We start from the raw sequence: 26717 nt of genomic DNA on the forward strand, positions 1-26717 counted from the left end.
GGGGCAAGGTCACCCGTCGCCGAACCATTCATCCGGACCGGGATAGAGGATCGCCGCCAGCTGCACGGGCCGCGTCCCGTCGGGGCTTCGGATCGCGTCCCTGTAAGCGTGCATCTTGTCGATGTCCTCCTTCTTGGGACGGCCATCCCCGCAGGGAGTCCCGGCGTCACCGGACAGCTTGTATTTCGGATCGAAGATGAACAGGGACCGCTTTCCCTGCTTCTGGACTTCAATGGTGATGTCGGGAATTTGATCATAGCTGACGCTGCGGAACCCGGAAGCACCCCGGCGCGGGAACGTCCGCTGCGGCGTCAGTGTCACAATTCGCCCATCGGTAGCCTGGAGGACCAAAGCCGGCTCGCCGTTCGGCAGGAGCTTGACCAGCCCACTTTCCAAAGGAGAGTGGAGCCTCTGCCTTGTCACGTGCATGCCCTCCTGACCTGCGGCGTCAAGCAGGGCGGCAATCAGGGTAAGGATGCCCCATGCCTCGTACAGGAAAGGAACGCTCTCCACAGGGGCGTCGAGAGCGGGATGGGACACCTGAACGCCGGCGGATCGCCGGAATGCCAGGAAGCCCTCCAGCCCGGCCCTGTATACCGGCCTTCTGAGAAGGACCATTGTCAGGCGCGTGGGTGGGGAGGTCAGGCGACCCGCGCCGTTCAGGAACGATGCGGCATGACGGGCCCGCGCGAAGCCTGCCGCCAGCGTATCCAGGTGCTCGGAGATCCCGGGATCGATCGACGGGGACGCTGCGATCCAGCGACTGACTCTCCGCAGGCGCAGGTGGACCTGGTCCCGGAAAGTCCGCAGGAGTCGGTTCTCAAAGGTGTTGAAGTCGTACTCGACCCGGGAATCTACGACTTTCAGCGGACGCCGGTCCGCCGAGATGTTGGCGGCTCTGCGGAAAGCTGCCGGCAGGTCCGCCGGCGACGGTCGGCGGGCTCGCTCCGCGGGCACCCAGGGCCGGAAATCGGCCAGCACCGCATGGGGATCACGGGCTGCCTCATGGAGGATCCTGATGATGCCGGGGCGTTCGCCGTCACCTTCAAGAGCCCGGCGCACATGCTCGATCTCCTGAGCCAGGGTGACCATCCGCGGCGGGCGCCATGCCAGCCCTGCGTAGGCGCCGAGCCGGTCGAGGGAGAGGGCGATGGAGGCCGGCAGACCGCATTCCAGATCATCGAGCATCGCAGCGAACGAGGCGCCGTCGATTTTGGCGGGTCTTATCCGGAGCAGGCGCGACCAGTGTTCAGCCCTCAGGCGGATTTCCAGAAGCCAGCAGCCGGAGGGAGCACGATCCCAGGATGCGGCGATCCGCTCCTCGCCCCCGGACAGTTCCAGGCGGACCGGCATCGGGCGGCCATTCAGAGTTACCCGGACCGAATGCCATTCCGCTGCTGCGATTCCCTGCAGGAGAATAGTCGCCGGCTCCCATTCCCGCGGTTCATCCGCTGAAACGCCTGCAAAGGTGCGGAACCGAATGTCGGGGGCGAACGCAGCCGCATGCTCAGAAGAAGGATACGAAGCCATGTGCCTGGTATCCTTCATATATCAGGCGCGCCCGATCCCTGCTCAGCGGAAGGTCGTCACCGCATGCTTCCATCAGCCGCATGAGGGCATCGCCGACCCGGCTGTCGTTGCCCTTGATCTTCGGGAGAATCTTCTGGAGCACCTGTTCGTCAAGCGCCTCGGGCCAGGCGACACCGAGTTCCGATGATCTCCTGATGTAAGCGCCGATGTCATCGAGCACTCGGAAGGCGAAAGGAGCGACATGGGCAACGGCGTCCCACACGGCCATGAGCCTGGCGCTGTGGGCGGAGTTTCCCAGGTGCTGCACAAGCGCCTCCCGCGGACTGCCCAATTCTATCAGTTGTGCGCGGTCGAAGACCTTATCCGCGAATCCATGTGTGGTTTCATCGACGTTGACGGTCCCCACGAACAGCAGGTTAGGAGGGAGCATCACTGACCTTCCGGGAGCGACCTCGATTTCCACTTCACCGCTGCTGCTGCGCTTTCGCAGTTCCATAGCCGACAGAAACCGGGCGAAGTAGTGCTCGACCCTTGCCAGGTTCATTTCGTCGAGGATCAGGTGGAAGGGGCGTCCAGTCCGTCCCTGTTCCCGTGCCTCGCGCCAGTCGCGTGCAGCTTCATCGAGGAAGAGGGAGAACGCCGTGGCATGGAACGCGCCGTCCAGCGGGTTCAGATAGCCGAGCAGATCCTCATTGGATGTCCAGTTCGGGGCGACGGGAACCACGAGGTGCCGTGCGCCGGAATGGTGAGCATACAGTTCGGCCAGCCAAGTCTTCCCCGTACCGCTGACACCGGCAAGGATGACAAACCCGCGGGACTTGAGAGCAATGTGGTATCGCCTGACCACTGCTTCGGGAAGGCGCAGGCCAGCGCTCGTGATACGGGCGAAAAGGTCAGGGAACGAGGGTTCCGGCAGCGTTTCTGTGCGGCTCTCCTCCATCATCAGGCTTTCGATGATGTCCCTGCGGACTTCGCATATTTCCTGAAACCGCCAGCCGGGGGATCCGCCCGACTTCTTCGGCAGGGTTCCGGTCCACCAGCGGACGCCGATGCGGTGGCGGAACTTGGCTGTGGGCTCGGCCGTGTAGCCGCTCTCGACCAGGCCGACCGCAAACACGACGCCCGCATCATCGCCGGCAACTACGACGTCCCCCGGCCGCAAGGAAGAGAAAAGTCGCAGTTCGCGAATGCGGGAGTTCCACTGATGTCCGCCTTGTGTCGTCAGGGCATTGGCCAGCCCATCGAGCCCTGCATGAGCGGAAATGTCGGCCAGGGGAGCAGCAATGGCGGCGACGGATCCAGCAAGCCACTCATTCATGCCGGTCGTGGGCGGCCTAATCCGGACCACGAGGCATCGGGAAGCGGGATCGACCGCCGACAGAAGTTCGGCAGCGATCGACGGATGGTTGGTTTGCAGCATTGAGGTTCTTGAGAAGCATTCCGGGATAAGTTTTCGGCGCATGGGCATCCGCGATGCGCCTGCTGAAGTTCCAGGAAGCATAAAGAGCAATGGATGACCAACAGCTTAATTTCCTTAGGCGAATACCGCCCGATCGTTTCTCAGCCACGAAAATAGACCGTAGAAACAAAATGTAGTACATTTTAGGGGCATTTCGGGTGAATGATAAATTGTACCGGTTGCAGCCAACTCACGGCGCCCGCCGCGTGAAGCGCTCGCCCACGTAGATCCGCACCGGGTTGCCGCGTTCCAGCGCGTCGTGGCGGGACCAGCGCTCGCGCCCGGCGGCCCGGTCGGCCTCGCGTTTCAGCCCGTCCAGCGCCGCGGCCAGCCGCGCCGATGCCAGCGCGCGGTTGCGGTGCTGGCTGCGCTCCTCGCGGGCGAGCGCCACCGTCCCGGTCGGCAGGTGCGTGATCCGGACCGCCGACTCGGTCGTGTTCACGTGCTGGCCGCCGGGACCGGACGATCGCAGGGTCTCGATCCGGAGATCCCGGTCGCTGAGATCCGGGGACGGGGGCGGCGGCGAGAGCCTGGAGACTCCGACGAACCAGTTCTTGCGTCCCCAGCCCGGCCGGAGCGGGCTCGGACAGATCCACTGGACGGTGCCCTCCCAGGAGCGCGCCAGGGTCTCGGCGCCGTCTCCCCGCAGCGCGACGAGCGCCGACATCAGGCCGTGCGGCGCCGTCTCCGCCCCGATCACCTCGGCCGCGACGCCGGCCTCGGCGGCCTCGGCGAGCAGGATCCTGGACAGGCCCGCCACCGCCATCCGGCACTCGGCCGGCCCCCGCCCGGCCGTCAGCAGCAGCCAGGTCATCGCCGCCGCCCGGCGTCGCGGGCCTCCCGGCGCTCCCGCTTCCAGCCGCCGCGGTTCCCGCGGGTCTCGTCGCTGGCACCCTGCGAGGTCTTGAACGTGACCACCGGCCGGAACGCAGCGATGACGGAGACCAGGCCCGCCGCCTCGAGGTCGCCGACCACCGAGGAAGCGTCCTTGTAGCATTCCGGGGCCTCCTCCCAGAGCAGCAGCTCGTCGCCGCAGACGACGCGCCCGCCGAACGGGTTGCGCTCCAGGTCCTCGCGCCGGTAGAGGCCCTTGAGCTTGCCTTTCGCCTCGTGGCGGGCGAGCTTGCGGCCCGCCCCGTGCGCCAGCGACCGCAGCGCATCCTCCCGGCCCGGGTCCGGCCGGACCAGGAAGCTGAGGTCGCCGCGCGAGCCCGGGATGACCACCGGCCCCCGGTCCGCCGGGGCGGCTCCCTTGCGGTGAAGCCAGCACGCGCAGCCGTCGATCAGCGCCGCCGTCACGCTGTTGTGGCAGACGTCGAGGACGTGGACTCCCCCGGCGCCGATCGCGTCCAGCGCCCGGCGGGCGCACAGGTCGCGGTTCGCCTCGGCCCAGCGGACGGCGCGGTCGTGCGCCGCCAGGTACTCCGCGCCCTCGGGCGAGCCGGGCGCAGCACCCGCCGCCCCGAAGCGGGCGGCATGGCGGCGCAGGACGGCCTCGCCGAGGCCGCGCGAGCCCGAGTGGGCGATCACGCACAGCCGGTCCTCCGCGAGGCCGAGCGCCGCCAGGGCGTCGCGGTCGCGGGTCTCATGGACCTGCTGGATCTCGATGAAGTGGTTGCCGCGGCCGGGCGTGCCGAGTGCCGCGTCGTGCTCGGTCGGCTCCAGCCCGCGCTCGGCGAGCCAGGCGGCGGTGTCGCCCTCCCAGGGCCGGTCGATGCCGTCGAGCCGGCCGGCCAGGCGCTCCGGCCGGGCCTTGCGGGCGGGCAGGTCGGTCGCCCACAGCGACATGCCGCAGCCGATGTCGGAGCCGACCAGCGACGGGTAGACGGCGCCCTCCGACAGGAACGCGGCCCCGACCGGCGATCCCTTGCCGGGATGGAGGTCGGGCATGCCGACGCTGAGGCGCATGCCGGGGAACTTCGCGACCTCGTCCAGCTGGCGCAGGGCTTCGCCCTCGATCCAGGTGGACGGGGACGCGATCACGCGGACCGCAGGTCCGCGCTCGGTGATGACCGGATTATTCATGCTTCCCCTCCAGGCAGGGATTGGTGCTGCCGGCGGCCAGGCGCGATGCCCGCTTCGCCGGTGCTGCGGTTGACGACGGCCCCTCTTGCCAGGCTCGATGCGAGGCTACGCAGTTCCGGCTCCGAGCCGGCGGGACGGGCGCCGCGAGGTGCCTGCCCCGGCTGACCGCCCTGGTCCTGCGGCTGCCGCGGCCGGGGCTGAGGGAACTGGGCCTTCACTGGGGGTGACCAGGGCGCCCGCTTTACCCGGAGCAGCCCGCGCGTCATGATGACAGCCGGGCGTTCCCGGCGTCGGGGAGCGGCCGGCGTGAACAGCAGGGGCGAATGACGACGGATGCTGGACGCGACGGCATACGGGATACCGAGTCCGCTCCCCGGACGCCGGAGATTGCCGGCGATGTGATCCTGCGTCTCGGCGGCGAGGTTCCCGAACCGGTCACCCTGATCAGGACGCTGTCCGGCTGGGGCCTCGGGCTGCGGGCGGCGCATGAAACCGCCGGTCGCCTCAGCCGGGGCGAAACCGTCCCGCTCGGCCTGACAGGTGCGCCGGCCCGCGACGACCAGAGGCGCATCCTGAACGGGCCGGGCATCGGCGCCTCGTTTCCCGAAGCGTCCGCAGGTCCGGGCGGGAACACTCCCTGAAACCGGCAGCGTGCCGCGCGCCCGGTGCCCGGGCGAGGCCCCGGGCCGGCATGTCACGGGCAGCCGAGGGGCCGCACCGCGACGGCATGCGGCATCGGCCGGCCGTCGGAGACGATGTCGTTCGCCCCGGCTCATCACCGGGCGGACCGCAGCACCGGCTGCGGTTCGGAACCGGACCGCCACGGCGTTCCTGAGGCCGGGACCGGAATCGTCGCCGGCGCTTTCCGGGATTGCCGGGCGCATCCGTCCGGCAGCGGGGCATGGGGTGTCCAAATGCTCTCCGCCTGTCATCGGTCGACGAACGCCAGCAGCGTCGCTGCCAGCCGGGAGTGCGCGTGGGTGAGGAACTGTGCGGAGCAGGCGACGGAGATGTCCTCGCGACCGGCAACGTCCCCGATGACGTCCCGGACCGATCCGATGGCGGCATCGAGGTGCCGGAGGGTGCAGTCCTCCGTCATGACGGCGCTGATCAGGGCGCGGCTCGTTCTTCCAAGCCCGATGCCGAGTGCTTGCGCCTGCTCCGCGATCAGCCCGCCGGCATCCCCCGCCAGGCCGGGAGCCACGGTGGCGCCGAGCGCGAAGCCGTCTCCTCCCGGGAACACGACGTCATCGAGGTCGGCCATGTCGATCCCGATGCAGCCGACGCCGCGCGCGGGCCCGATGAGGGCGAGCATGGCGACCGCCAGGGCGGCCTCGTCGCCTCCTGCCTGGCAGGGAACGCAGATCCGGGCAAGCCGGGGCGCCGCCGGCCCCGGCCAGGACAGGCCGTCCCGGTCCGACGCGGCGAAGACGGCGGCACGCGCACCGGCTGCCGCCGCTGCCCGGGCGCGGTCGATGACTTCGGGCAGGGCGTACCAGCCGGTGCTGTCGACCGCGAACACCGCAAGGGCCGGCCGCACCCACTCTTCATCGCGGTCGTCCAGGACAAAGCCCGGAGTCTTGCTGATTTCCTCCCACGGGACGGCGAGCGGCGAGGCCGCGACGGCGCGGGCGGCACGGGACGCGGCCTCGCCGAAGCCGGACAGCGGGATGCGCTGCAGCCATTCGGTCGCCTCCAGGAAGTGACGGTCCCCAGGGAATGGCCGGGGCAGGGTGCCCGCACCAAGGCTGGCAGCACCGCCGCCCGCCGCCAGCCATCCAAGGACCGTCCGGCGGCCGAGTTCAGTCATCAATCGCACCCGGTGCGCCTATGGTATCGCGGAGGATCGGCCTGGGCACGAGATTGTACAGCTCGATTACCTCCTCCGTGACAATATGGCGGCAGCGCATGAGGTCGAGGAACTCCGTCCCGGTCTCGCCGACGATGGCCTGGGCGTCGAACTCGAGGTGAAGCGTGTGCCTCAGGTCGTTGAAGCCGCGGATGCCGATGCCGGTGAGCGGCCGGTCCGGCTCCGCGCCGGCGCCGTCCGCCAGTTGCTTCATGCCATGCATCAGGACGGCCAGATCCTCCTCGTCCATGTCGGCGTCCGGACGCCCCAGCGCGTCACGGCGCCGGTAGGTTTCCGGGCCGACCGCGACGTAGCGGCGCGCCTTGACCTGCAGATAGACGAAACCCACTCTCTCCTCCTCAAAGCCGCGGGTCGACCGGCTCGCTCTCCAGCGCGAGCACGCCGAAGACGCATTCATGGACGCGCGCGGGCGGCTCACCGGCGACGAAGCGCTCCAGTCCCTCGACGCCCAGCGCGAACTCCCGCAGCGCCAGCGAGCGCTTGGCGCCCAGGCCGCGGGCGCGCAGCCGCTCCAGGTTCTCCGGGAAGTCGTATTCCGGCCCGTAGATCAGGCGCAGGTACTCGCGGCCCCGGCATTTCAGCGCCGGCTGCACCGGCCCCCGCGCACCCGCGGCGACGAAGGCGGCGGGCTTGACCACCATGCCCTCGCCGCCGGCGGCCGTCAGCGCCTCCCACCAGGACACCGCGGCGGCGCAGGACGCCGCGTCATCGAGGTCAACCGAACGCCAGGCGGTCGGCGCGAACGGCGCGCCGGTCGCGGCGATGTCGCCGAGCGTCTCCATGTGCCAGGCATGGTCCCGGTCGACATGGGTTCGGCCCTCGGTCGCCAGCAGGTGGAAGGGCGCCAGCCGGAGATCCTCCACCGACCCGACCGGCCAGCAGTAGCGGCGGTAGGCGTCGGTGAAGGCCCGCGCCGCCGCCGCCCGCCGTCCGGTCCGGTCGGCCAGCGCCGCGACGTCCACGCCGCGGGCCGCCGTCCGGGCGAGCAGCGCTTCGGCCTCCCTGAGGCCGGCCCGGGCGGCGGCGCCGACCGGGGCGTACTGCCCGGCGAGCAGCGCCTGCGCCTTGGCGGACCACGGCATCAGCTCGGCGTCCAGGCACACCCAGTCGGTCCCGAACCGGTCCCAGAACCCGGTACGCCCGAGGGCTGCGCGCACCCGGTCGAGCAGCGCCTCCTGGAGGGACGCATCGGCGAAGAACGGCCGGCCGGTGCGGGTGTGGACGATCCCGGCGGCGCCGCCGGCGCCGAAGCGCCGCCGCGCGGCATCGGCGTCGCGGCAGGCGATCACGACGGCGCGCGAGCCCATGTGCTTCTCCTCGCAGACCACGTGGCCGATGCCGGTGCTTCGGTAGTACGCGAAGGCCTCGGCCGGGTGCTCGAGCAGCGCCGTGTCCCGGGAGGTCTCGGAGGGCGACATGGTCGGCGGCAGGTAGATCAGCCACCGGGGGTCGGCCGCGAACCGGCTCATGGTCTCCAGCGCCGCCGCGGCGTTGTCCTCGCGGATCGTGACGGTCCGGTGCAGGCGGGTCCCGATGATGCGCTTTCCCAGCACGTCGCCGATGTCGAGCGTGCCACCGTCGGCATCGCCGTCCCGGAGCGGCCGGACGGGCTCGCACCAGGTCCGGGCCGCCGGCACCGAGACCAGCTGGCGCTCGGGCCAGCGCAGCGCCGTCAGGCGACCGCCGAAGACGCAGCCGGTGTCGATGCAGATCGTGCGGTTGACCCAGCGCGCCTCCGCCACGGGGGTGTGGCCGTAGACCACCGATGCCGCACCCCGGTAGTCCCGCGCCCAGTCGTGGCGCACCGGCAGGCCGAACTCGTCGCTCTCGCCACTGGTCTCGCCGAACAGGGCGAAGGCGCGGACGGCGCCCGACGCCCGGTTCTGCATCGACTCCTTCATCCCGGCATGGGCGACCACCAGCCGGCCGCCGTCGAGCACGTAGTGGCTGACCAGGCCGTCGATGAAGGCCGCGGCCCGGCTCGCGAACTCCGGCGGCTCCGCCGCGAGCTGCGCCAGGGTCTCGGCCAGCCCGAGGGTCGGCTTGACATTGCCGCCCTTGAGGGCGCGCAGCAGCTTGGCCTCGTGGTTGCCGGGCACGCACAGCGCGTCGCCGGCCCCGACCATGCCCATCACGAGGCGCAGCACCGCGGGTGCCGCGGGGCCGCGGTCGACCAGGTCGCCGAGGAACACGGCCTTGCGCCCGGACGGCGGCACCACCCGGGGCTCGGGTCCGTCCTCGACCGCGTAGCCGAGGTCGCGCAGCAGCCGGACCAGCTCGTCGTGGCAGCCGTGGACGTCGCCGATGATGTCGAAGGGCCCGGTCTCGGAGCGCCGGTCGGTCCACAGCGGCCGGCGCTCGATGTCGGCCGCGTCGGCCTCCTGCGCGGACGCCAGGCGGTGGACGAAGCGGAATCCTTCCCGTCCAAGGCCCTTGAGCGACCGGCGCAGTGCCGCCGCCTGGTTGCGCACGACGTGCGGGCCGAACTGGCGGTCCGGCCGGCTGAGGTTGCGCGCATGGCAGACCTCCTCGCCGACGTCGAACACGATCGCGACGGCGAGCGCGTAGTGGGCCCTGGCCAGCTCGACCAGGCCCCGCCGGTCCTCGGCACGGACATTGGTGGCGTCGATCACGGTCAGGCGGCGCGCCGCGAGGCGATTGGCCGCGATCAGGCGGAGAACCTCGAACGCGGCGGGCGTGGCCGCCTGGTCGGTCTCGTCGTCGGAGACCAGGGCGCGGCAGGCGTCGGAGGAGACGACCTCGGTCGGCTGGAAGCAACGGCGCGCGAAGGTCGACTTGCCCGAGCCCGACGGCCCGACCAGGAGCACCAGGGAGAAGTCCGGGATGCTCAGCTGCATCGGGTGAAGACTCCCATCTGGGTCGGCGGCCCGAGCACCGGATCGGGCTCGCCGACCGGACTGAGCCGCACGGTGTAGCCGAAGCGGGCGCAAACCCCGTCCGCCCAGGCGTGGAACTCGTCCCGGCTCCACTCGAAGCGGTGGTCCGGGTGCCGCATCGTGCCGGCGGCCAAGGTCGCGAACCGGCCGTTGTAGTCCCGGTTCGGCGTCGTCAGGACGATCGTGCCGGGGCGGGCGGTGCGGAAGACGGCCTCCTCGAACGCGGGCAGCCTCTCCGGGTCGATGTGCTCGACGACCTCGACCACCGCCGCCGCGTCGAAGCCGGCGAGGCGGCGGTCCCGGTAGGTCAGCGCACCCTGCTGGAGCCTCACCCCGGTCCGCGCGCCGAGCCGGCGGCCGGCGCGCTCGAGGGCGACCGGCGAGGCGTCGACGCCGACGAGCGAGGCATACCGGCCCTGGTCCGCGAGACGCCGGAGCAGCCGGCCCTCGCCGCAGCCGAGGTCGAGCACGGTGGCGGCGCCGCAGGCCTCCAGTTCGGCGGCCACGGCGTCGAGGCGCAGGTCGTTGAGGCGGATCGGCGCCTCGAGCGCGTCCTCGCCGTCGCCGGCCCGGACCGGCGCCTCTTCCGCGTCGAGCCGCAGCAGGGCGGCCGCGGCGAGGCCGTGCTGGTGGCGCAGGTAGCGCCGCGCGATCAGGTCCCGGTCCGGGTGGCCGGCCAGCCAGCCCTCGCCCCGGCGCAGCAGCTTGTCGACCTCGTCGGCGCCGACATAGTAGTGCTTGGCGTCGTCGAGCACCGGGACCAGGACCGCCAGGTGGGTGAGCAGGTCCGCCAGCCGGCAGTCCGCCCTCAGGGTTACGGCGTGGAGGCAGCCGGGACCCCACTCCGGGTGGACCGGATCGAGGGGCAGCGGCTCGGCCCCGACCTCGTAGCCGAGCGGGTCGAACAGCCGGCGGACGATGTCGGCGCCGCCGCGGCACGACAGCGGCACGATCCGCGCCTCCAACGGCAGGTTGGATGCCGCGAGGCCGGGCCTGTGGGCGCAGCGCCCGCCCAGCGCCGTGCCCAGGGTCCGGGACAGGGCGACGCTGAGGAACGAGGATGCGACGTAGGGCCGGTCGCTGACGTACTGGTCGAGCGGCCCGGCGCCGTCGCGGCCGCGCACCAGCGCCACCGGATCGACCTCCAGCAGCAGGGCGAAGGTGCAGCGGTCGTCGCCGGCATCCGGGTAGAACAGGTGCGCCGTGCCGAAGCTCAGGCTTTCCTGCTGCGCCCTGTCGGGATGCTTGTGCAGCAGGAAGCCGAGATCGGTCGCCGGCCGGCGGGTCGTGCTCAGGGTCAACAGCATGCGCTCACGCTCCGCGGCTGCCGGGGGGCTGCCGACCGCAGGCCGGCTCCCGGCCGGCGGGCCGGGCGTGCCCGGTCCCGGTGATTCTCGGTGCGCGTGGTAGGACGTGTGTCAGGATGGGCTCCGGCGCGACGGGGATTGATGCTCCGGCGGGCGCGGTACTGCCCGCCGTCGATCCCATGCTGTCACGATCGCTCCAGCCGTCAAGCGGCCGGGCGTCAGGATCTGACGTAAGGGGCCAAGTGCACCGGGAGAAAGGCGGGACAGCTCCTTGCCGGCGGCCGGAGCCGCGATCTCCCGCATCCCGGCCCGGACCGGTCGGCCGCACGCCGGCTTCCGGGTATCCGCCGTGTGGGAGACGCAAGCCGTCGCAGGATCCGGCCGGCCCGGAACCCCTTGAGGGAGCAGGGACTGCGCCCCGCCACCCAGTGGGTGCGGGAGGTCCGGTCCTTGGCGTTCGAGGCGGAGGCGCGGCGCCAGCCGCTGCTCGTTTCCCGAAACCCGCATGGCGACGAGGACTGCCGAATCAGCGGAAGCGGTTTCGATATCAGTCTCCCGATCAATGCCCATGGCACTGCTTGGGAGGGTTTTCGGTTTCCGGATGATCATGCCGATCATCCGGAAACCGTATGATATCGCCGGTGGTCAGGACCAGGAGTACGGCGGACCCTCCTGCGGGGCTGAACGGGTACCCTTTTCGTTGTCGCAGTCCCGCCGGTAGATCAGGGGGCAAGGCAAGTCATGGGTCGTCCTCGAATTCGTCATCCGCCGGCTCGCCGTCGGGGAGGTCCGGTATCGGTTTCCGGAGGCCCGCGGCTATCTCCGCGCGAACCGCGCGCAGGCTCGGGGGATAGCCCCCCACCGCCTCGATTTCGCCGATGCACCCCCAGCAGTCGCCGCCGCAGTCCGATGAGAGCGGGTCGGACGGCTGGTTCAGCCGGCGCCCGCACATGATGCATGCGTCCTGGTTCATGAAAACGGCCGACTTGGTTCACAGTGATGTCGGGATGCCTTGCCTGCGGGGCCCGACGCCCGCCGGGCGGGCCGCGACGCCGGATGCGCCCCGGCAAGCCGGGTCCCCCGCTCAAACGTCCGAAACGTTTCGCGAACCCGGGGCCGAGACAGCCCCGGCCGGCAGTCTGGCAAGTATCGGAGCGCGGTCAAGCCATGCCGGGAGCCCTGCCGGGCGGGCTGACCGGGGCGCGATCGAAAAGACAGCCCGGGCGGAGCCGCGGCAGGTCCAGGGCAAGCGGAGCGCGGCCGCCGGAACAGCACGGAGTCGTCCGGGCCTGGGCTGTATCGGTTGCGGGCGTCGGGCGCCCGGGTGGTGACGATGGTCTGCCTTGCGGCGTTGGCGAGCCCTTGCGCGATGCCGGCAGCACGTTCAGGATCATCCGCGCCTGGGGATCGGACTCCGGCACAGAGGCCGGCGGCCTGTCCGGATGGGGCCGCGCCGCGTCGCTGTCGTGGACCTGGGCCGACAGGACGGAATGCCCGTCCTGCCGCAGAGGCGGCGGGGGTTTTCTGCCGTTGCATGAAGGATTCCTCCCGGTTTACCGCAGGCGCTCATGCTGTCACGATCGCTCCGGCCGTCAACCGGCGGTGCGCCAGGATCTGACGCAGGGTCTGTGCCGCCAGCTCCCGCTGCGGTGTAAAGCGTGCTATGACGGGGCGGCGTTTCCACGCCGAAGCGTGACCCTGGGTTTACCCCGACGACCGGCATCAGGCCGGAAAACCGATGCACCACATCTTCCCCGACCATGCCCTTCTTCGCCGGGAGTGCGACATCCTTCTCGCCGTCATCGGCTGGCCCGAACGCCTCGAGGACTTCAGGCGCTGGATGGCCGATGCTCATCCCGAAGCGGATATCGAGACGACCTGCTTCGACTATCTGCCGTTCGGCCCGCTGGCGGAGATCGTGTTCGATAACTACGACGTGATCCTCCGGATCCGCTTCCCGACGGAGGCCGAAGCGCGGCGGTTCGAGGAGCTCTGGCCGACGCGCGGCCTCGCGGCCGGGCCCTATGCCGCATCGTGGCCCGACCGCGGCCCAACGCCGGTAACGTGGAAGCCGCTCCGGCCGGAGCTCCTGCGTCGCATCGCGGAGATGGGGGAGAGACGGAAGAAGGCCGCCGGCGGCAGCGATCCCGCTTGAGGCGGGACCCGCCGGGGTTCGGCGACCCCGAGCGTCCGTCCGTCATGGCCTTCACGACGTCAGCATCTTCGGGATCACCGTACGGCATCCTCCCGGTCACGCCGGAGGCGCGGCTCAGGGCGCGCCCGTTCCAGTGCATGGCCGGGAAGAACGGCAGGGAGCCGGGGAAGGATGCCGGCGTGCCCGCCGGCTCCCCGTGGTCCATCGCGGCTTCGCCGGCGGATCCGGGCTTCGAAGCAGGGGCCGCCGGCAGGAGGCAAGCCAGAAAGCGCGGGGGCCGGCAAGCCCGACGCGTGGGTCCCTGCCGGCCGCGGCTCGCACCCGGACCGCCCGGAAGGCGCGTCCGCCGGATCCATTCCGGCTGAGGCTCATGATCGTTCCGATGGATCCGGGCGGCAATCCGGAGGGGATCCGCCTGGCCGTTGCGCGGTCCTGACGGTTGACTGTCTGCCCCTGCTCGGCAGCGATCCGCCGGGCATATTCATGGCGGGCCGGCGGAGATACCGGCACTGATCGGCATGACCGGTCCAAGGCCGGCGAATGTCGTACAGCAGGATCCGGCCCGGCGCTCCAGCCGGCACGAGGATCCCGCCGTCGGCGTCGGCTCGATGACGTCATGCCGCCGCATCGGCTGATCCGGGGGCCAGGCCCGGCCGGCGGGTTCTTCAGGAAGCCGCGGGACCCGCCGGATCGGACACAGTTCCCGCCGTCGTGCAGGACGTCCCTGCGAAACTGCGGCACGGAGCCTGCCGGCATCATCGGCAACGCGGTCTCCCGTCCATCCCGTGCCGCGTTTCAGCGGTACCGGGCCATGGCGGCGGCTGCCTGGGCCCAGATCGCCGCCAGGAGACAGCCGCATTCCAGGCTGAGGGTTCCCGGTTTTCCCCGGACGGGCGCCGCAGGCTCGAAGCGCGTCTGGAGACCCAGTGCGCGATCCTGCAGGCGGGCGCAGACCGCGCTCCGGACGAGGTTGCGCAGCATGCGCTACAGGGCGCTGACCTCGTTTCCGTGCGTGCGCGCCGCCGATGGTACCTTACGACCGGGGCCGAACAGCTGCCGCCAGCGCACCTCCGGCGGGAGGAAGGAGGTCTTGTCCGCGGGTTGCCTGAGCAGCTTTCGCCGGTCTTCCCGGGACAGGCGCCAGCTGAAGGTCTCCTCGCCGATCCCGACGAACTCCCGCATGGCCCCGACGTCGCGTGAGCGGAGGATCGCATCGATCTCCAGGCACTTGCCCAGCGCGAAAGCCTCGTCCCGCCACAGCGATACCGGCTCGCCATGGACGAGCGGCCATCGGCCGGCTTCGGGTCCCTCCGCCGCCCGGTCCGCTTCGGCTGGCCCGATCGGGGTGCCGCCGGCATCCACGGGAACGATCGCCTCGCCGAATGCAAGGCTTCCTGTCCTGCCGGCGAACGCGCGCACCGCCTCGACCGTCGGGGGCAGGGCGGCGAACTCCCGGTAGAGGTCGGGATAGTCCAGCGGCGCGTACTCATCCAGGGTTTCGTGCCGGCACGTCCTGCCGAAGGCTGAAAGGACGACCAGTCGATCCTCGGGTGATTTGCCCGACCAGCACCCGCGGACGGCCTCCTCGAACCTCGCGGTCTCGGCCGGATCGCCAGTCCGGCCGGGCAGGGAACATGCCAGTTCCGCGAGCGGGACGCCGAAGCCGAGCGCGGGCAAGGGGACTGCTTCCGCGGCGTCATGGGGGGCGGCCGGTCTCCACCACCGAAACCCAAGATCCTTCAGGTCCAGCAGCATGGCGGTATTCCCTGGATTGGCTTCGGGTTCCTGCAGACGGCCGGATCCTGTCGATGCCGGTGCCGGAAACTCAGCGGCAGGCGTGCCGGAGGTCTCGGCCGGCATCCTGCGGACCGTCAGGGCATGTCCCGAAGGTCGGGTTCGGCCGGTCCATCATCGCCTGCCGGGCCGTCAGAAATTGACGGGCCGGCCGACGCGAAGGCGCGGAAGCCCGCCGGAAGAGGCCGTCCGGGCGCCGAGTTCACCCGGGAAACCCGGGAAGCCCGACTCATCGAGGCCGCCGCTCGGATAGTGACAGGCTCGCCGGGTAAGCCCTCGACCGATCCAGGGTCATGTCGCTCGGGTTCGTCGCGGCGGAGCCGGGTCCTGACGGCCGGCGGGCAAGGAACAGGGGCGCCGTGATCGGTTCCGACGCCTTCCGGGTTCGGGACCGGAATTCAGGGGTGGGGCCAGGGCACGGGCGGGCGGCGAGACAGGCGCCCGACCGGCGCTACGGCCGGGCACCGGGCCGATCAGGGGCAGGCGGCCCGCGACGCCGGATGTTCCCGGAAGACCGGGCCCCCCGCTTCAACGCCCGAAGCGTTTCGCGGACCGGCACCGATGCTGTCACGATCGGGTTTCCGCGACTAGCCTGAAGGAAGATCGATGTTTACAGCGGCGGCCGCGCCGGTGAGGATACTCTGCCCGGCAGAAAACCGTGGCGCGCTCAGTAGCGGCCGGCCCTGACAGGCAGGATCCTGCTCAGCAGCCGGCTGCCGGCCGGTAAATTGATGCGTCATGCCTTTCGCGATCATGCCATCGTCCGCATCGGGAGCGACGTCTTCCTCGCCGTGCTCGGCTGGCCGCCGAGCCTCGAGGCATTCGACCGCTGGATGGCGCACACCCATCCCGGGGCCCGTGTCGGCATCACCGAGTTCGATTACCTGACGTTCGGCCCCCTCGCCGGGATCGTTTTCGATCACTACGACGTGATCTTAAGCGTTCGCTTCGCGTCGGAGGGCGAGGCGCGGGAATTCGAGGCGCGCTGGCCGACGATCGGGCCCGCCGCCCGGCCGTCTGCCGCGCTGTGGCCGGATCGCGGGCCGACACCGCGCCGATACGAGCTCTACGAGCCGCACTTCCGGCGCAGGAGGGCCGACTGGAAGCTCCGGCGGGCCGCGCGCGGCGAAGCCGCCGATCCCGGTGAACCCGGACCGGACCTGTCGCGCGGATCATGAAGCGTCGGGCGCCCGGTGCATACGAGACGGTGTATGGCCGGCCTGGCCCCGCAGCACCTTCACCCCGCAGGGCACCCCTGCTTCTTCCGGCGCGGGAGCCGGCGGCGTTCTTCGATGCGATGAGCCTGGCTGTCGGCCGGTGATGCCGAACCCGGCGAAGGGCTCGACGCCGCAGGGTGCCGTCGGTCCGTCCTGTCGCCGGAGCAGGGCGCGGCTGCTCTCCCGTCCGCACCGGGCAGGGCGGCGTACCCGACGACGGCGTGATGGCCGCGTCGCCGTGGCCGGGCCGGTGACGTGATCGTCGACCGGCGGAATGCAGGGGTGTTCCCGGCTCTTTGCCTGGACCGCGGGGTATCGCCGCGTCCGGTTCTGACGCGGCGCCGACGATAAACTCGGCGAAACTTCGGAAGGGGAGCGCGTGATGGATCACGTTCGGCGAACGGAACCGGCCCGGGCGGCGCCCGCGGCCGATCCGGGGGCGGACGAGGGCGGACCGCCGGAGGGAACGAGCGGGACCATTGCTCATGTGCATCGGCGGGACGCGGCGCATGAGGCGGAGTTCACCCGACCGAGCCCTGTCGTCGCCACCGCCCCCGTGGAGTTTACGCGGCCGCGGGACGCCGCCGGCTCCTGCCGCGCGCGGATCAAGGCCGCCGCGGAACGGCGGGGCTATATCCTTGATCCCGACGACACCAGCCTGACCGGCGGCGTGCGGGTGACACCCGCCGATCTCCTCCGGGCCGCCAGGGAACCGCCGGTGGCTCGCTACACGATCACCGACGACATGACGGAGGATGATATCCACCGGATGTCGTTTGTGGACGACTGAACTCCGCGGCCCGAGCCGTGTGCGGGCGGGAGGTGATGCGCAGGCATGATGCCGGCAGACTGATCGGCCCGGGTGCGGTTCGCGACGGCTTTCCTCCCCGTCGGCCGGATGACGACGCCGCAGGAGAAGCCCCCTGACGCTGCCGACAGGCGTCCGCCGCCCTGACCGACCCGGATGTTTTCGGTGGGACGTCGGCGCTCTAGCTTTCCACGGCAGGATGGTAGGCTCCCGCCGTCCTCCCGAACGTCGCGGCGACCGCCTCGTGCGCCGTCGCGACATGTGGCGGAACGGCGAGCCAGTAGCGCCGCCGGGAGCCGTCCGGGAGAATGGCGGGATCCTCCACTTCGACGAAAACGCTGGGGTCTTCCCTCCGGCCGAGGACGTGGAGCCGTCCGAAGCGGTCCTGCTGCACCGGGCGGGAGCGGAGCACCTCGAAGAACCGCGCCGTCCCGAAGGCCTTGATGGCTCCCGTGCGGCGGGGCGCATCGGGTATCCGGGTCAGGTAGCGCGCGAGCAGCCGGTCGCCGGCCCGGGCCGGCAGGAGCCGCAGGACGGCCGCGAGGACTCCCCGGTACCCGAGCCAGTCGAACACGGCGCCGTGGGCATGGCGGCCGGGCCCCGGCGCGCCGTGCTCCGTCGGGAACGTCAGCGGCGCATTGGCGGGAAGCACCACCGCGATGCCGTCGAGCACGCACAGGGCGTCTGCCGTCCGGTCGATCATGACGGCGGCGTTCAGGATCTCGGGCAGTTCGGCCTCTGCCCTGTTCTCAACGCCGAGCCGGGCGACCTCCCAGCCCGGCCCGAACCGGGCCACGGCGCGACCCAGCACGGGGCGGACATCGTGCCAGAAATCGGCGGCACGGGTTCCCTCGCGCTGGATGAGTTGGGCGGTCTCCACGCGCCTGGTAGGGGCGAACGCTTCCGGGCCGGCACGCCGCGGCGGCGGAGCGGCAGTGTCGACGGAGACCAGGGCCGAGGCCAGCCGATGCTCCACGATGCCGAGAACCGGCTCGCCGCCGCGCAGCGGCACCGGAGCGCCGAGATCGGCGGCGATCTCGCGACGGCGCCAGCACGGCCAGAGCACGATGCCGAGGAGAACCACGATCACGATCGCCTGGCTTGCCATGGCGGCGACCGCCAGGGCTGCGGTGACCGGTCCCGGCACGAAGGCGAGCGACGGCGGCACGGTCGCACCGAGGCAGAGGAGCAGGCCGGCAAGGCGCCAGCCGATGCCGGGCGTCGCTTCGGTCCGCCTGTTCCCGGTCTGCACCGGCATCAGGGCGATGAAGATCAGCATCGGCAGGGACATCAGGAGAGTGCCGCCATCGAGAACATGGCCGATCCTCTCCTCCGGGCCGGAGAAAGCCGTCGCCGCGAGGGCGGTCGTGACCGCGAACATGAAGCACAGCGCGAACAGATGAACGATCGCCAGGCTTCGCCGCGGGCCGGTGCGCGCGGTCGCGGCGGCGCAGACCACGCTGCACTCGGCGGCGTTGCGGGCGGTGACGACGACGGGAGGCTTCAGGTGGCACGCCGCGTAAAGGCGTCGAACCGCGTCGTCAGGCGCTCTGGCCGTCGATCGGGGGCCGTCCATCAGGAGTGCCAAGGCCGTTCAGTCCAGCACGGGGCGGACGGCCGCGAGGCCCGGGTCGAACTCGCGCTGACGCACGACCCGGTAGGTTCCCTGCGGAAGATCGATGAGCGCGTGCTCCTCGTGGACGAGGCGCGCGCCGTGGAGCCCGACCACGAGATAATCCGGGGCTTCGTCCGGCACGGCGGCGAGGCTCCAGGCGGCGACATCGGAACCCGGGGCCAGGACGTGCGACCGGGTTCCACCGCGGCCGGGTGCCACGAGCAGCGGCTGGCCGGCCGGCGGCCATTTCGGCATGGCGTTCGTCGGCACGGCATCGACGCGTTCGAGAAGCACGTCACCCTGTCGGAACTGCATGCGGCATCCTTTCCCGGAGTCCTGGCCGATCATCCTACCGCCGGCCGTCCGATCGCCGCGAGGTATCGATCGTATAGGCGGGCCGGAGCAGGCCGGGCCGGCACGGCAGCTGGAACCTGGTGTCGATGTCCCGTGACCAGCCGGCCGGATGGCTGACCGGTCAGGTGCGGCGGGCGGCTCGGGAACGGCGGCGTTCCGTCGGGGCCGGGAAATCCGGCAGTTCGGGTAAGGAAAGCCTGTGGGCAAGGCGAGAGCGGCAGGCGTCGCAGGACAGCCGGATGGGACGTGAGAGCGCCGGCTCGGCGCAGGCCCCGCCGGCTTGCCCTGGACGGCGCGGGTTCAACCAAGTTTTCATGCTCCATATGCCATGTTCGGTCGTGTATTGGTTGCTGGTCGAACGGTGGCCGGATGCGTCTGGCCCGTGAGCCGACACAGAGAGGAGCGCTGCCATGACCCCGGCCGAAATGGCCGCCGCCCTGGAGGACACCGGCCGCTACCGCGTCTTCGACGTCTACCGGCAGACGGACGGTTACGGCGACCTGCCGCCGGATGCGACGGTCTGCCGGCTGCTCTACGTCGACACGGAGACGACCGGCCTCGAGCACGACGCCGAGATCATCGAACTGGCGGCCGTGCAGGTGGAATACGACCCGTCGACCGGCAGGCTCGGCAGGATCCTGGCTGCCCGTTCGTGGCTGGAGCAGCCGGCCGGCGGCGCCGAAGTGCCGGCGGAAGTGACCGCGCTGACCGGCATCACCACGGAAATGGTCGCCGGGCAGCGGATCGACGACGCGGCCGTGCTCGACCTGCTGGCCGCCTCGAACCTGGTGGTCTCGCACAACGCGTCCTTTGACCGCCCGAAGCTCGAGGCGCGGCTGCCGGCTTTCGCGGCGAGGCCCTGGGCCTGCACGGCGGCCGAGATCGACTGGAAGGCCGAAGGCATCGGCTCGGCGAAGCTCGACTATGTCGCCTTCCGCATGGGCTTCATCTTCGCCGGGGCGCACCGCGGCGAGGTCGACTGCCTGGCGGGCGTCGAGGTTCTGAGCCGGACGCTGCCGGCGACGGGAACGCTCGCGATGGCGAGCCTGCTGGCGCGGGCACGGACGCCGACGTCGAGGGTATGGGCGATCGGCAGCCCCTTCGACGCCAAGGACGTGCTGAAGCGGCGCGGATACCGGTGGAACGACGGGTCGATCCCGGGCAGCGCCAGGGCATGGTACCGCGACCTGCAGGATGATGGTGCGGATGCCGAACTGGAGTGGCTGAGGGCGAATGCCGGCTGCACGGGCGTTCCGGTCCGGCTGACGGCGCGGGACCGCCATGCCGCGAGGGCGATGCTGATCCCTTACGGCTAGGCGACATAGGGATCGGCATCTAAGCCCGGAACAGAGGATCCGGGATGGACTGGAAGCAGGTGCGCCGCCGGTTCTTAACCCGGCTGAGGCCCGGAGGCTTACCGCCAATGGAAGGGGGGCGCACCCAGGCTTGAAGTGACGCAGGCCTGCTCCGATGTCAAAGTGTCTGCGGCGCATGCGGCTGTTTTACGGAAGGTTAGCGAGCGAGGCGTAACGTTTCCTGCATCATGCCTTCCGGAGGGGACTGTTGGCCGCCTTCCCGGGTCCGGAGATATGGGTGCCTCATACGGGTTGAAGGCGGAAGCATGCCTCGCATCATCCAGCATATCGATCAGATCGCGCGTCAGAAGCAGCGTGACGTGCTTTCGATCATATTTGGCGTCGGCACCGATATCACTGAGGACTTCGTTGATTGGTCGGAAACAGCGATTTGGCAGGAGGTTACGGGCTGGCTGGATGAACAAGGAATCCAATGGTATCCGTGTGGCGGCATGGCTTCAGAGAACTGCCTGGAGTCCTATCGCGGTCAAATCTATGTAGACATTCCTTATGATGCGGAAAACGCGGATTACAGAAGGCTGAGGGATTATTTCGAAAACCCCGATGGAACGATGCGGATATCAGGCGTTACACTGTGTTATCTGTCGCTCAACGTCGCAATGCGGAATGCTCACCACGATGAACCGGGCTTTTGGGAAAAATGGGCTAAAGACTTCTGAGCCGAACAAGCTTCCTGCAGGCATTGGCCCTCTGTCCGGATGCAACAAGGTTCCTTCCATCCACCGACCGTCTTCCCCCGCCACTCATCTCAAAGTACCATCCGAGCCAGCATCGCCGGGCAGCCCTGTCTGCGAACAGAGATCAATCTGCAGAAGCCCGACTGAGTACTCCATAAGATCTCATGCTCTCGCTCGTCGATCAGTCGTTCCATCTGAACTGTGTCGACATTCCACCATCTATAGTAAGTGTCTGTGCGGTTATGTTGATTGCGCCCGGACCGGCAAGAAAGACAACCGCATTCGCGACATCCTCGGCAGTCACAAGGCGTCCTAGAGGGTGTCGCGCGCAAAGCCGCTTGAATGCGTCATCTTCAATGTTTTTAGCCGTAGTTCCCGTGAGCGTAGTGCGCAGGAGATCGGTATCTACGAAACCGGGTGCCACGCAGTTCACACGGATCCCATCCTTTGCATGGTCGATGGCAAGAGTGCGCGCCAAGGTCGTGAGGGCCGCTTTGGCGGTTGCATAGGCGGCTCGATCCGGCGGCGTCACGTGAGCCCATATCGACGACACGAATATGATGACGCCACCGTGCTTGGTCTGCCGCATCAGGGGAATCGCTGTCTTGGCGCAAAAGAACGCTGCTCTCAAGTTCAAATCCATGCAGCGGTCCCAATCCGCCATGGACAGCGTCTCCCCATTGCCCAGAAAGGCGCCGCCCGCACAGCAGACTAGAAGATCGAGACCCTTGCTGCGAGCGCTGGTTCTGCCAATCGAGGTGGAAATCGCCTCCTCATCGCAGACATCGGCGACTTCTGGATGGATGGTGAGATTACCCGACGCGACGCGGCCGCGGCAGTCAGAGACGCTTTTCTCGCTCTGGGAGGATGCAGTGACCTCGTACCCCGATTTCGCGAGGGCCTGCGCTATCGCCCATCCGATTCCACGAGTACCACCTGTAACATAAGCACTATGCCGTACCTGCTCGTCATCTGGGTTTGCCACCACGGCCTTCCTCCTTAGCATCAGAGAATTGACGTCAGTTCCGGGTAATGTGCAGTCGCCTCGTCATGCGCTCGCGGTATCCGTGGATCTCATCGGCCATACGGGCATCGGACCAGCCACTCGCCCGGGCGACCGTGCGGGCCGCAAGCTCCACATCGTCGCCGATGGGATTTTCCGACCATGCCAGGCCGGTTCGGCGGAACATCACATCCTCGATCGTCACCGCATGCTCCGCCTGAACAGCACGTTGCATCCAGGCACGACGTTCGTCGGCCGTGCTCCGGCCGCTCTCGAGCGGCACGCTTGTTGACGCATAACTCGGGCGAGCCGTCGACTGACTGGGCGAAAGCCTGTCCTTGATGGCACGATATGCTATCTCCCCCGCGGACCGGTGGGTCATGATCGGGCCCGCCGTCATGGCGAACATATTGGGAGCACCTTCCTGCGTGAAATCGTGCAGTTCGCGCGACCGAGCCCCCATCGGCTGCGCCGGATCGTATGTCAGCGGCCTGACGCCGGACCAGCCATAGATGATATCGGAGCGCTTCAAACCGATCGTCGGCAGCAGGTGGTTGGCCTCCCCCAGAAGAAACTCGAATTCCTCCTCCGTCGGACGCACATCATCGGGATCGCCCTCATAGAGGGTTTCCGTCGGGCCGAAATAGTGCAGTCCCCGCCAGGGCACGCAGTAGAAGGGCTCGCCCCGGCGATTGAGCGTCGCGATCCCGTAATCGGCACACTCCGGCGGCAGGCGGACCACGATGTGCGAGCCCTTCGTGCCGGTGGTCCGCCGTTTGATGCGGGCGTTTGAAACCCTGGCGTTGACGCGGTCGATCCACAAGCCGCTCATGTTGAAGATGGATCGCGCCGTCACGGTCGCAGGATGAGCGTCAGGATCCAGCGTGTCACCAAGCCTGACCTGCCAGAGATCGCCCTGGCGGGCGACCTCTCGGGCCTCGGTGTAGTTCCGGACGCTGGCGCCGAGGCGTTCCGCATCGAGGATCGCGTCCACCGCAACCCGCTCGGGCCAGTCGAACTGGAATTCATCGAACATCGCGACCGACATCAGACTGCTCTTGTCGCGCAAATGCTCGAGCAGAGGAGTCGCCTCTGCTTCGGATGCGGGAACACGCCGGTAGTTCAGCGGGACGTCGCCGCCGCCCAGCGTCCGGAGGAGGCCGAAGGCGGCATCGATCTGCCATGTGCTGTAGGGGCTGTCCTTGTAGAGCGGAAAGCAGAATTTCAGCACGCGGACCCGGTCCGGCGTGTCCCTGACAAACTGCGCCCGCGATCGCATCGCCGCCCTGGCCATCTTACAGGCATTCGCAAACCGGCTCGGATGGCGTGCGAATTCCCAGGCCGACTTCCCGGGGGCAAGGTATCGGAGCCCGCAATGGAGCAGGCGGGAGGACCGTCCGCTCGCTCCCGTGGCAAAGTCGCTCTTGTCCACCAGAAGAACCGAGTAGCCGGCGGATGCCAGCTGCTGCGCGGTGCTTGCCCCATTCACGCCGCCGCCGATCACCGCTGCATCGAAAAGCTGGCCCTCAAGTGACGACAGAACTGAACGCATGCTAACCTCCGCAGTGGAAGAGAGTGGGCGCCGGCCGCCGCGGCGGCGCCTGAACCTTGTGTCGAGAACCGCAGGGAAGCAGGCAAACACCCGCCCCATCACCGGCCGATACGGTCGAGGAACTGGTACCAACCGGCAACCAGCCGGACGGCCGGTTCACGAAGGGCATAGAACGGTATGGTTTTTACCCGGTCGGACGAGAGAAGTGCCAGATCGGGCTTGCCGCCGAGTGCCAGGTCGGCGACGTACTGGCCCATCAGGCAAGCGGCGGCAACGCCGCTGCCGTTGTAGCCGAGAGCATACACGGTCCTGTCGTCGAGGCGGCCCACATGGGGAACGGCGTCGAGCGTCATGCCGACGAGCCCCGACCAGCGATGGGTGACCGACTTTCCTTCAAGCTGGGGAAAAAGTCCGATCATTGCACGGTAAAGGGCATCGAAGGCGGCCCCGGAGTCGCTTTTTCCGAAAGCACCCCGCCCCCCGAAAAGCATCCGGCCCTCCACCTTCCGGAACCAGCGCATCATGCGCCGGGTTTCGGTATAGCTGCGCCCTGCCCGCATTACCGCATCGTCCAGGACCGGCCCAAGATGCTCCGTGGCAATCATGGCGCTGCGAAACGGGATCAAGGTTCGGCTGACCGCGGACGTTGCTTCCGTCAGGCTGGAGTAGGCGTTGGTGGCCAGCACCAGGCGGCGCGCCCGCAGCGTGCCGGTCGCTGTCTCCACCAGAACAGCGTCGCCTTCCGGGCGTATCCTCAGGGCGGCGCTGTGCTCGAATATGTCGACACCCCGGCGGCGCAGGCCGGCGGCCATGCCCCTGACGAAGTTGAGCGGGTGGATGACGCCGGCATGCTCGGACAGAGCGCCGCCGACAAACCCCTTGGAGCCTGTTTCTTCCGCAACCTCATCGGCCCCGAGGATGCGGATCGACCGGTCGCCGAAGACAGACCGCATGGTTTCCGCCTCGCCGGCCAGGGATTTCAGCGAGACGGCGTTATGGGCGCAGCGGAGATTGCCCGTCAGGGAAAAACCGGCGCTGCCGATCCCGTATTCCCCAACGAGATCCGCGACTTTGTCGACGGCTTCGTGGCCGAGATCTGCCATTCGGCGCGCGGTGTCGAGCCCATGGGCTTTCGCGATTGCCGGGATCGGCAAGCGGAATTTGCTGGAGACGACGCCGCCATTGCGCCCGCTGGCACCCCACCCGATCTCATTTGCCTCCAGGACAACCGGTTTCAGGCCTTTCCCGGCGAAACTGTGAGCAGCGGAAAGGCCTGTATAGCCGCCCCCGATGATCGCCACATCGGCGTGCTGATCGCCCTTCAGCCGGGAGGGCGGCTCTGCCGCTTCCGCCGTCTCGGCCCACAGCGACAACGGCCATGCCATGGGAAGGCTGCCCTGCCCTGAGAACGCTGCCACGGTCAACCCGGGGACTGCGTCGGCCTGCGGACAGGTTCGCCGGCCTCGACCGCGTCCGCGAGTTCGGCAAGTGTCGCGAAGTGGAAGTCGGGCTTGGTGAGTTGCTTCGGCTCCGGCGTCCCGCCGAACCCGTCCTTCCCCATCCGGCGCTCTATCCAGCACACCGCATAGCCGAGCTCCTTGGCGATGCCTATATCGTGGTATTGGCTCTGGGCGACGTGCAGGATCTCGTCCTGTTTGAAGCCGAAAGCCGACTGTCGACCGCGATTGAAGGCGAAAAACTCAGGACGCGGCTTCGGCACCCCGGCCTCGTCGACCGTAACGCTGTCATGGAACGGATGACCGAGCGTGTGTGAGTAGCAGGAGAAGGCGACACGATCGGCATTGGTCATGGCCACGAGCCTGAAGCGCGACCGCAGCCGTTTCAGCGCCTCGGCGGAATCCGGGAAGGCCGGCCACTGCAGGACCGCCAACTGGAAAGCTTCCGCCGCACTCTCGTCGGCCCGCAGCCCGAGTTCCCGGGCGACATGCCGATAGACATCGCGCATCGAGCGGCTCGAACGGCCGGGATAAAGATCGCGGGCCGCGACGTAGGGTTTGAAGATCGCGTCATCGGACAGATCCCTGGCGGCTTCTCCGCCGATGTTCCGGACGCCATCCAGGACGCCTTTCTCGAAGTCGATCAGTGTTCCGACCACATCGAAGGTGAGGACCTTGAACGCACTGAATGTCATGTTCACGTGACCTTTCTCATTGCACAGGTGATTGCCCGCTCCGGGCTGCATGACCCCGTTTGCCATTGTCACTGGCATGGCTGAAGGTACCCGTTTGCCCGATTAGCCGACCAGGAACTGTATGCTGGGGCCAAGGCTGATACGATCAGTCGGCCTAAAGGATCTGATTCAAGAACTCCCGCGTCCGCGGGTCGCGGGGGTTGGAGAAGAACTCGGCCGGCGGCCCGTGCTCGACGATCACCCCGCGGTCGGTGAAGTAGATGTGGTTCGCAACCTCCCGGGCAAAACCCATCTCGTGGGTGACAAGGATGCAGGTCATCCCTTCCTCGGCCAGTTCCCGGATCGTGAGCAGGACCTCCTTCACGGTTTCCGGATCGAGTGCCGCGGTCACTTCGTCGAAGAGAATGACGTCCGGCTCCATCGCGAGAGATCGGGCGATGGCGACCCGCTGCTGCTGGCCGCCGGACAGCTCTCCGGGGTACTGATGCTCTTTGCCCGACAGTCTGACCTTCTTGACCAGTCTTTCGGCCCGCGCCCGAACCTCTTCCTTGGATTGCTTGAGCACGTGGACCGGCGCCATCATGATGTTCTCGATCGCGGTTTTGTGCGGAAAGAGATTGTACTGCTGGAACACCATCCCGACCTTCTTTCGAAGCTCCAGCTTGTCAAGATTGGGAACGTTGACCTCCTGCCCTTCGACCTTGATGGACCCGCTCTCGAATGGGGTCAGGGCATTGATGCACCGGATCATTGTGGATTTGCCGGAACCGGAAGGACCGATCAGACAGACCACCTGGCCTTTGAATACGTCGAAACTCACGCCCTTCAGGACTTCGACGGCACCGTAGGACTTGTGGACATCGCTGACCGAGATCATCGGCTGTTCCGGTGTCCAGGTTTGGTTGGTGTTCAACGTTCCAGTCTCC

Annotated in this window: 24 protein-coding genes; 7 read left to right on the top strand and 17 right to left on the bottom strand. The window is 68.8% G+C overall.

Annotated features, from left to right (window positions below; translation table 11 throughout):
• Positions 1-9: 9 nt before the first annotated feature.
• The 4 genes from JL101_RS29440 to JL101_RS29455 form a co-directional block, all read right to left on the bottom strand.
• Positions 10-1530 carry a nuclease domain-containing protein gene (locus JL101_RS29440; protein ID WP_203103184.1) on the bottom strand — a complete coding sequence of 507 codons (1521 nt, stop codon included), beginning with the start codon at positions 1528-1530 and terminating at the stop codon, positions 10-12.
• Positions 1508-2950 (bottom strand): AAA family ATPase, encoded by a 1443-nt coding sequence (locus tag JL101_RS29445; RefSeq protein ID WP_203103185.1) that lies wholly within the window; start codon positions 2948-2950, stop codon positions 1508-1510. The genes JL101_RS29440 and JL101_RS29445 overlap by 23 nt, the downstream gene beginning before the upstream one ends.
• 229 nt (positions 2951-3179) lie before the next feature.
• Positions 3180-3803, bottom strand: coding sequence for a peptide chain release factor H (gene prfH / locus JL101_RS29450; RefSeq protein WP_228435575.1), 624 nt, complete (start codon positions 3801-3803; stop codon positions 3180-3182).
• A complete protein-coding gene (locus tag JL101_RS29455; RefSeq protein WP_228435576.1) occupies positions 3800-5014 on the bottom strand; it encodes an RNA ligase RtcB family protein in 1215 nt (404 codons plus the stop codon). The genes prfH and JL101_RS29455 overlap by 4 nt, the downstream gene beginning before the upstream one ends.
• Before the next feature lie 323 nt (positions 5015-5337).
• On the opposite strand from JL101_RS29455, the gene JL101_RS29460 reads away from it, so the two are divergent.
• Positions 5338-5655 (top strand): hypothetical protein, encoded by a 318-nt coding sequence (locus tag JL101_RS29460; protein WP_203103187.1) that lies wholly within the window; start codon positions 5338-5340, stop codon positions 5653-5655.
• Between the two features lie 287 nt (positions 5656-5942).
• On the opposite strand, the gene JL101_RS29465 is transcribed toward JL101_RS29460, so the two are convergent.
• The 4 genes from JL101_RS29465 to JL101_RS29480 are packed head-to-tail and all read right to left on the bottom strand — an operon-like array spanning position 5943 to position 11088.
• On the bottom strand, positions 5943-6824 hold the full coding sequence (locus JL101_RS29465) for a hypothetical protein (RefSeq protein ID WP_203103189.1): 882 nt from the start codon (positions 6822-6824) through the stop codon (positions 5943-5945).
• Positions 6817-7212, bottom strand: coding sequence for a hypothetical protein (locus JL101_RS29470; RefSeq protein ID WP_203103191.1), 396 nt, complete (start codon positions 7210-7212; stop codon positions 6817-6819). Before JL101_RS29470 ends, JL101_RS29465 begins: the two co-directional genes overlap by 8 nt.
• Before the next feature lie 10 nt (positions 7213-7222).
• On the bottom strand, positions 7223-9742 hold the full coding sequence (locus tag JL101_RS29475; protein WP_203103193.1) for a polynucleotide kinase-phosphatase: 2520 nt from the start codon (positions 9740-9742) through the stop codon (positions 7223-7225).
• The gene (locus tag JL101_RS29480) at positions 9733-11088 is read right to left on the bottom strand and encodes a 3' terminal RNA ribose 2'-O-methyltransferase Hen1 (protein ID WP_203103195.1); all 1356 of its coding nucleotides are present in this window, start codon (positions 11086-11088) and stop codon (positions 9733-9735) included. The genes JL101_RS29475 and JL101_RS29480 overlap by 10 nt, the downstream gene beginning before the upstream one ends.
• Before the next feature lie 351 nt (positions 11089-11439).
• Between JL101_RS29480 and JL101_RS29485 the strand changes: the two genes are divergently transcribed.
• Both JL101_RS29485 and JL101_RS29490 read left to right on the top strand, forming a co-directional pair.
• Positions 11440-11721 (top strand): antitoxin MazE-like protein, encoded by a 282-nt coding sequence (locus tag JL101_RS29485; RefSeq protein ID WP_228435577.1) that lies wholly within the window; start codon positions 11440-11442, stop codon positions 11719-11721.
• Positions 11722-12826: 1105 nt separating this feature from the next.
• On the top strand, positions 12827-13243 hold the full coding sequence (locus JL101_RS29490) for a hypothetical protein (RefSeq protein ID WP_203103197.1): 417 nt from the start codon (positions 12827-12829) through the stop codon (positions 13241-13243).
• Between the two features lie 795 nt (positions 13244-14038).
• Here the strand turns inward: JL101_RS29490 and JL101_RS29495 are convergent.
• Positions 14039-14224, bottom strand: a complete 186-nt coding sequence (locus JL101_RS29495) for a hypothetical protein (RefSeq protein WP_203103198.1) — start codon at positions 14222-14224, stop codon at positions 14039-14041.
• Between the two features lie 3 nt (positions 14225-14227).
• Positions 14228-14920: a hypothetical protein gene (locus JL101_RS29500; RefSeq protein WP_203103199.1), complete on the bottom strand. Its 693-nt coding sequence runs from the start codon at positions 14918-14920 to the stop codon at positions 14228-14230.
• Between the two features lie 848 nt (positions 14921-15768).
• Here JL101_RS29500 and JL101_RS29505 point away from each other — a divergent pair.
• Entirely contained in the window at positions 15769-16215 is a 447-nt protein-coding gene (locus tag JL101_RS29505; protein WP_203103200.1) for a hypothetical protein, read from the top strand.
• Positions 16216-16636: 421 nt separating this feature from the next.
• The gene (locus JL101_RS29510) at positions 16637-17044 is read left to right on the top strand and encodes a hypothetical protein (RefSeq protein ID WP_203103201.1); all 408 of its coding nucleotides are present in this window, start codon (positions 16637-16639) and stop codon (positions 17042-17044) included.
• A gap of 199 nt (positions 17045-17243) precedes the next feature.
• On the opposite strand, the gene JL101_RS29515 is transcribed toward JL101_RS29510, so the two are convergent.
• Both JL101_RS29515 and JL101_RS29520 read right to left on the bottom strand, forming a co-directional pair.
• A complete protein-coding gene (locus JL101_RS29515) occupies positions 17244-18650 on the bottom strand; it encodes a DUF6745 domain-containing protein (RefSeq protein WP_203103203.1) in 1407 nt (468 codons plus the stop codon).
• A gap of 6 nt (positions 18651-18656) precedes the next feature.
• The gene (locus tag JL101_RS29520) at positions 18657-18992 is read right to left on the bottom strand and encodes a hypothetical protein (protein WP_203103205.1); all 336 of its coding nucleotides are present in this window, start codon (positions 18990-18992) and stop codon (positions 18657-18659) included.
• A 449-nt stretch (positions 18993-19441) separates the two neighbouring features.
• On the opposite strand from JL101_RS29520, the gene JL101_RS29525 reads away from it, so the two are divergent.
• On the top strand, positions 19442-20347 hold the full coding sequence (locus JL101_RS29525; RefSeq protein ID WP_203103207.1) for a 3'-5' exonuclease: 906 nt from the start codon (positions 19442-19444) through the stop codon (positions 20345-20347).
• Positions 20348-20652: 305 nt separating this feature from the next.
• Positions 20653-21066, top strand: a complete 414-nt coding sequence (locus tag JL101_RS29530; RefSeq protein WP_203103209.1) for a hypothetical protein — start codon at positions 20653-20655, stop codon at positions 21064-21066.
• Positions 21067-21265: 199 nt separating this feature from the next.
• On the opposite strand, the gene JL101_RS29535 is transcribed toward JL101_RS29530, so the two are convergent.
• The 5 genes from JL101_RS29535 to JL101_RS29555 form a co-directional block, all read right to left on the bottom strand.
• Positions 21266-22069, bottom strand: coding sequence for an SDR family NAD(P)-dependent oxidoreductase (locus tag JL101_RS29535; protein WP_203103211.1), 804 nt, complete (start codon positions 22067-22069; stop codon positions 21266-21268).
• Between the two features lie 34 nt (positions 22070-22103).
• Positions 22104-23639 carry an FAD-dependent oxidoreductase gene (locus tag JL101_RS29540; protein ID WP_203103213.1) on the bottom strand — a complete coding sequence of 512 codons (1536 nt, stop codon included), beginning with the start codon at positions 23637-23639 and terminating at the stop codon, positions 22104-22106.
• Between the two features lie 98 nt (positions 23640-23737).
• Positions 23738-25024 (bottom strand): NAD(P)/FAD-dependent oxidoreductase, encoded by a 1287-nt coding sequence (locus JL101_RS29545; RefSeq protein WP_203103215.1) that lies wholly within the window; start codon positions 25022-25024, stop codon positions 23738-23740.
• A gap of 35 nt (positions 25025-25059) precedes the next feature.
• Positions 25060-25791: an HAD-IA family hydrolase gene (locus JL101_RS29550; protein ID WP_203103240.1), complete on the bottom strand. Its 732-nt coding sequence runs from the start codon at positions 25789-25791 to the stop codon at positions 25060-25062.
• A 154-nt stretch (positions 25792-25945) separates the two neighbouring features.
• Positions 25946-26668, bottom strand: a complete 723-nt coding sequence (locus JL101_RS29555) for an amino acid ABC transporter ATP-binding protein (RefSeq protein ID WP_203103217.1) — start codon at positions 26666-26668, stop codon at positions 25946-25948.
• Between the last annotated feature and the right edge of the window lie 49 nt (positions 26669-26717).

Origin of the sequence: Skermanella rosea (assembly GCF_016806835.2) — a bacterium.
Classification (GTDB): Bacteria; Pseudomonadota; Alphaproteobacteria; order Azospirillales; family Azospirillaceae; genus Skermanella; species Skermanella rosea.

Excerpts from the sequence above, each read along its gene's own strand:
- JL101_RS29440 (WP_203103184.1), bottom strand. The coding sequence starts at position 1,530 with ATGGCTTCGTATCCTTCTTCTGAGCATGCGGCTGCGTTCGCCCCCGAC.
- JL101_RS29445 (WP_203103185.1), bottom strand. The coding sequence starts at position 2,950 with ATGCTGCAAACCAACCATCCGTCGATCGCTGCCGAACTTCTGTCGGCG.
- prfH (WP_228435575.1), bottom strand. The coding sequence starts at position 3,803 with ATGACCTGGCTGCTGCTGACGGCCGGGCGGGGGCCGGCCGAGTGCCGG.
- JL101_RS29455 (WP_228435576.1), bottom strand. The coding sequence starts at position 5,014 with ATGAATAATCCGGTCATCACCGAGCGCGGACCTGCGGTCCGCGTGATC.
- JL101_RS29460 (WP_203103187.1), top strand. The coding sequence starts at position 5,338 with ATGACGACGGATGCTGGACGCGACGGCATACGGGATACCGAGTCCGCT.
- JL101_RS29465 (WP_203103189.1), bottom strand. The coding sequence starts at position 6,824 with ATGACTGAACTCGGCCGCCGGACGGTCCTTGGATGGCTGGCGGCGGGC.
- JL101_RS29475 (WP_203103193.1), bottom strand. The coding sequence starts at position 9,742 with ATGCAGCTGAGCATCCCGGACTTCTCCCTGGTGCTCCTGGTCGGGCCG.
- JL101_RS29480 (WP_203103195.1), bottom strand. The coding sequence starts at position 11,088 with ATGCTGTTGACCCTGAGCACGACCCGCCGGCCGGCGACCGATCTCGGC.
- JL101_RS29490 (WP_203103197.1), top strand. The coding sequence starts at position 12,827 with ATGCACCACATCTTCCCCGACCATGCCCTTCTTCGCCGGGAGTGCGAC.
- JL101_RS29495 (WP_203103198.1), bottom strand. The coding sequence starts at position 14,224 with ATGCTGCGCAACCTCGTCCGGAGCGCGGTCTGCGCCCGCCTGCAGGAT.
- JL101_RS29505 (WP_203103200.1), top strand. The coding sequence starts at position 15,769 with ATGCGTCATGCCTTTCGCGATCATGCCATCGTCCGCATCGGGAGCGAC.
- JL101_RS29510 (WP_203103201.1), top strand. The coding sequence starts at position 16,637 with ATGGATCACGTTCGGCGAACGGAACCGGCCCGGGCGGCGCCCGCGGCC.
- JL101_RS29520 (WP_203103205.1), bottom strand. The coding sequence starts at position 18,992 with ATGCAGTTCCGACAGGGTGACGTGCTTCTCGAACGCGTCGATGCCGTG.
- JL101_RS29525 (WP_203103207.1), top strand. The coding sequence starts at position 19,442 with ATGACCCCGGCCGAAATGGCCGCCGCCCTGGAGGACACCGGCCGCTAC.
- JL101_RS29530 (WP_203103209.1), top strand. The coding sequence starts at position 20,653 with ATGCCTCGCATCATCCAGCATATCGATCAGATCGCGCGTCAGAAGCAG.
- JL101_RS29540 (WP_203103213.1), bottom strand. The coding sequence starts at position 23,639 with ATGCGTTCAGTTCTGTCGTCACTTGAGGGCCAGCTTTTCGATGCAGCG.
- JL101_RS29545 (WP_203103215.1), bottom strand. The coding sequence starts at position 25,024 with ATGGCATGGCCGTTGTCGCTGTGGGCCGAGACGGCGGAAGCGGCAGAG.
- JL101_RS29550 (WP_203103240.1), bottom strand. The coding sequence starts at position 25,791 with ATGACATTCAGTGCGTTCAAGGTCCTCACCTTCGATGTGGTCGGAACA.
- JL101_RS29555 (WP_203103217.1), bottom strand. The coding sequence starts at position 26,668 with ATGATCTCGGTCAGCGATGTCCACAAGTCCTACGGTGCCGTCGAAGTC.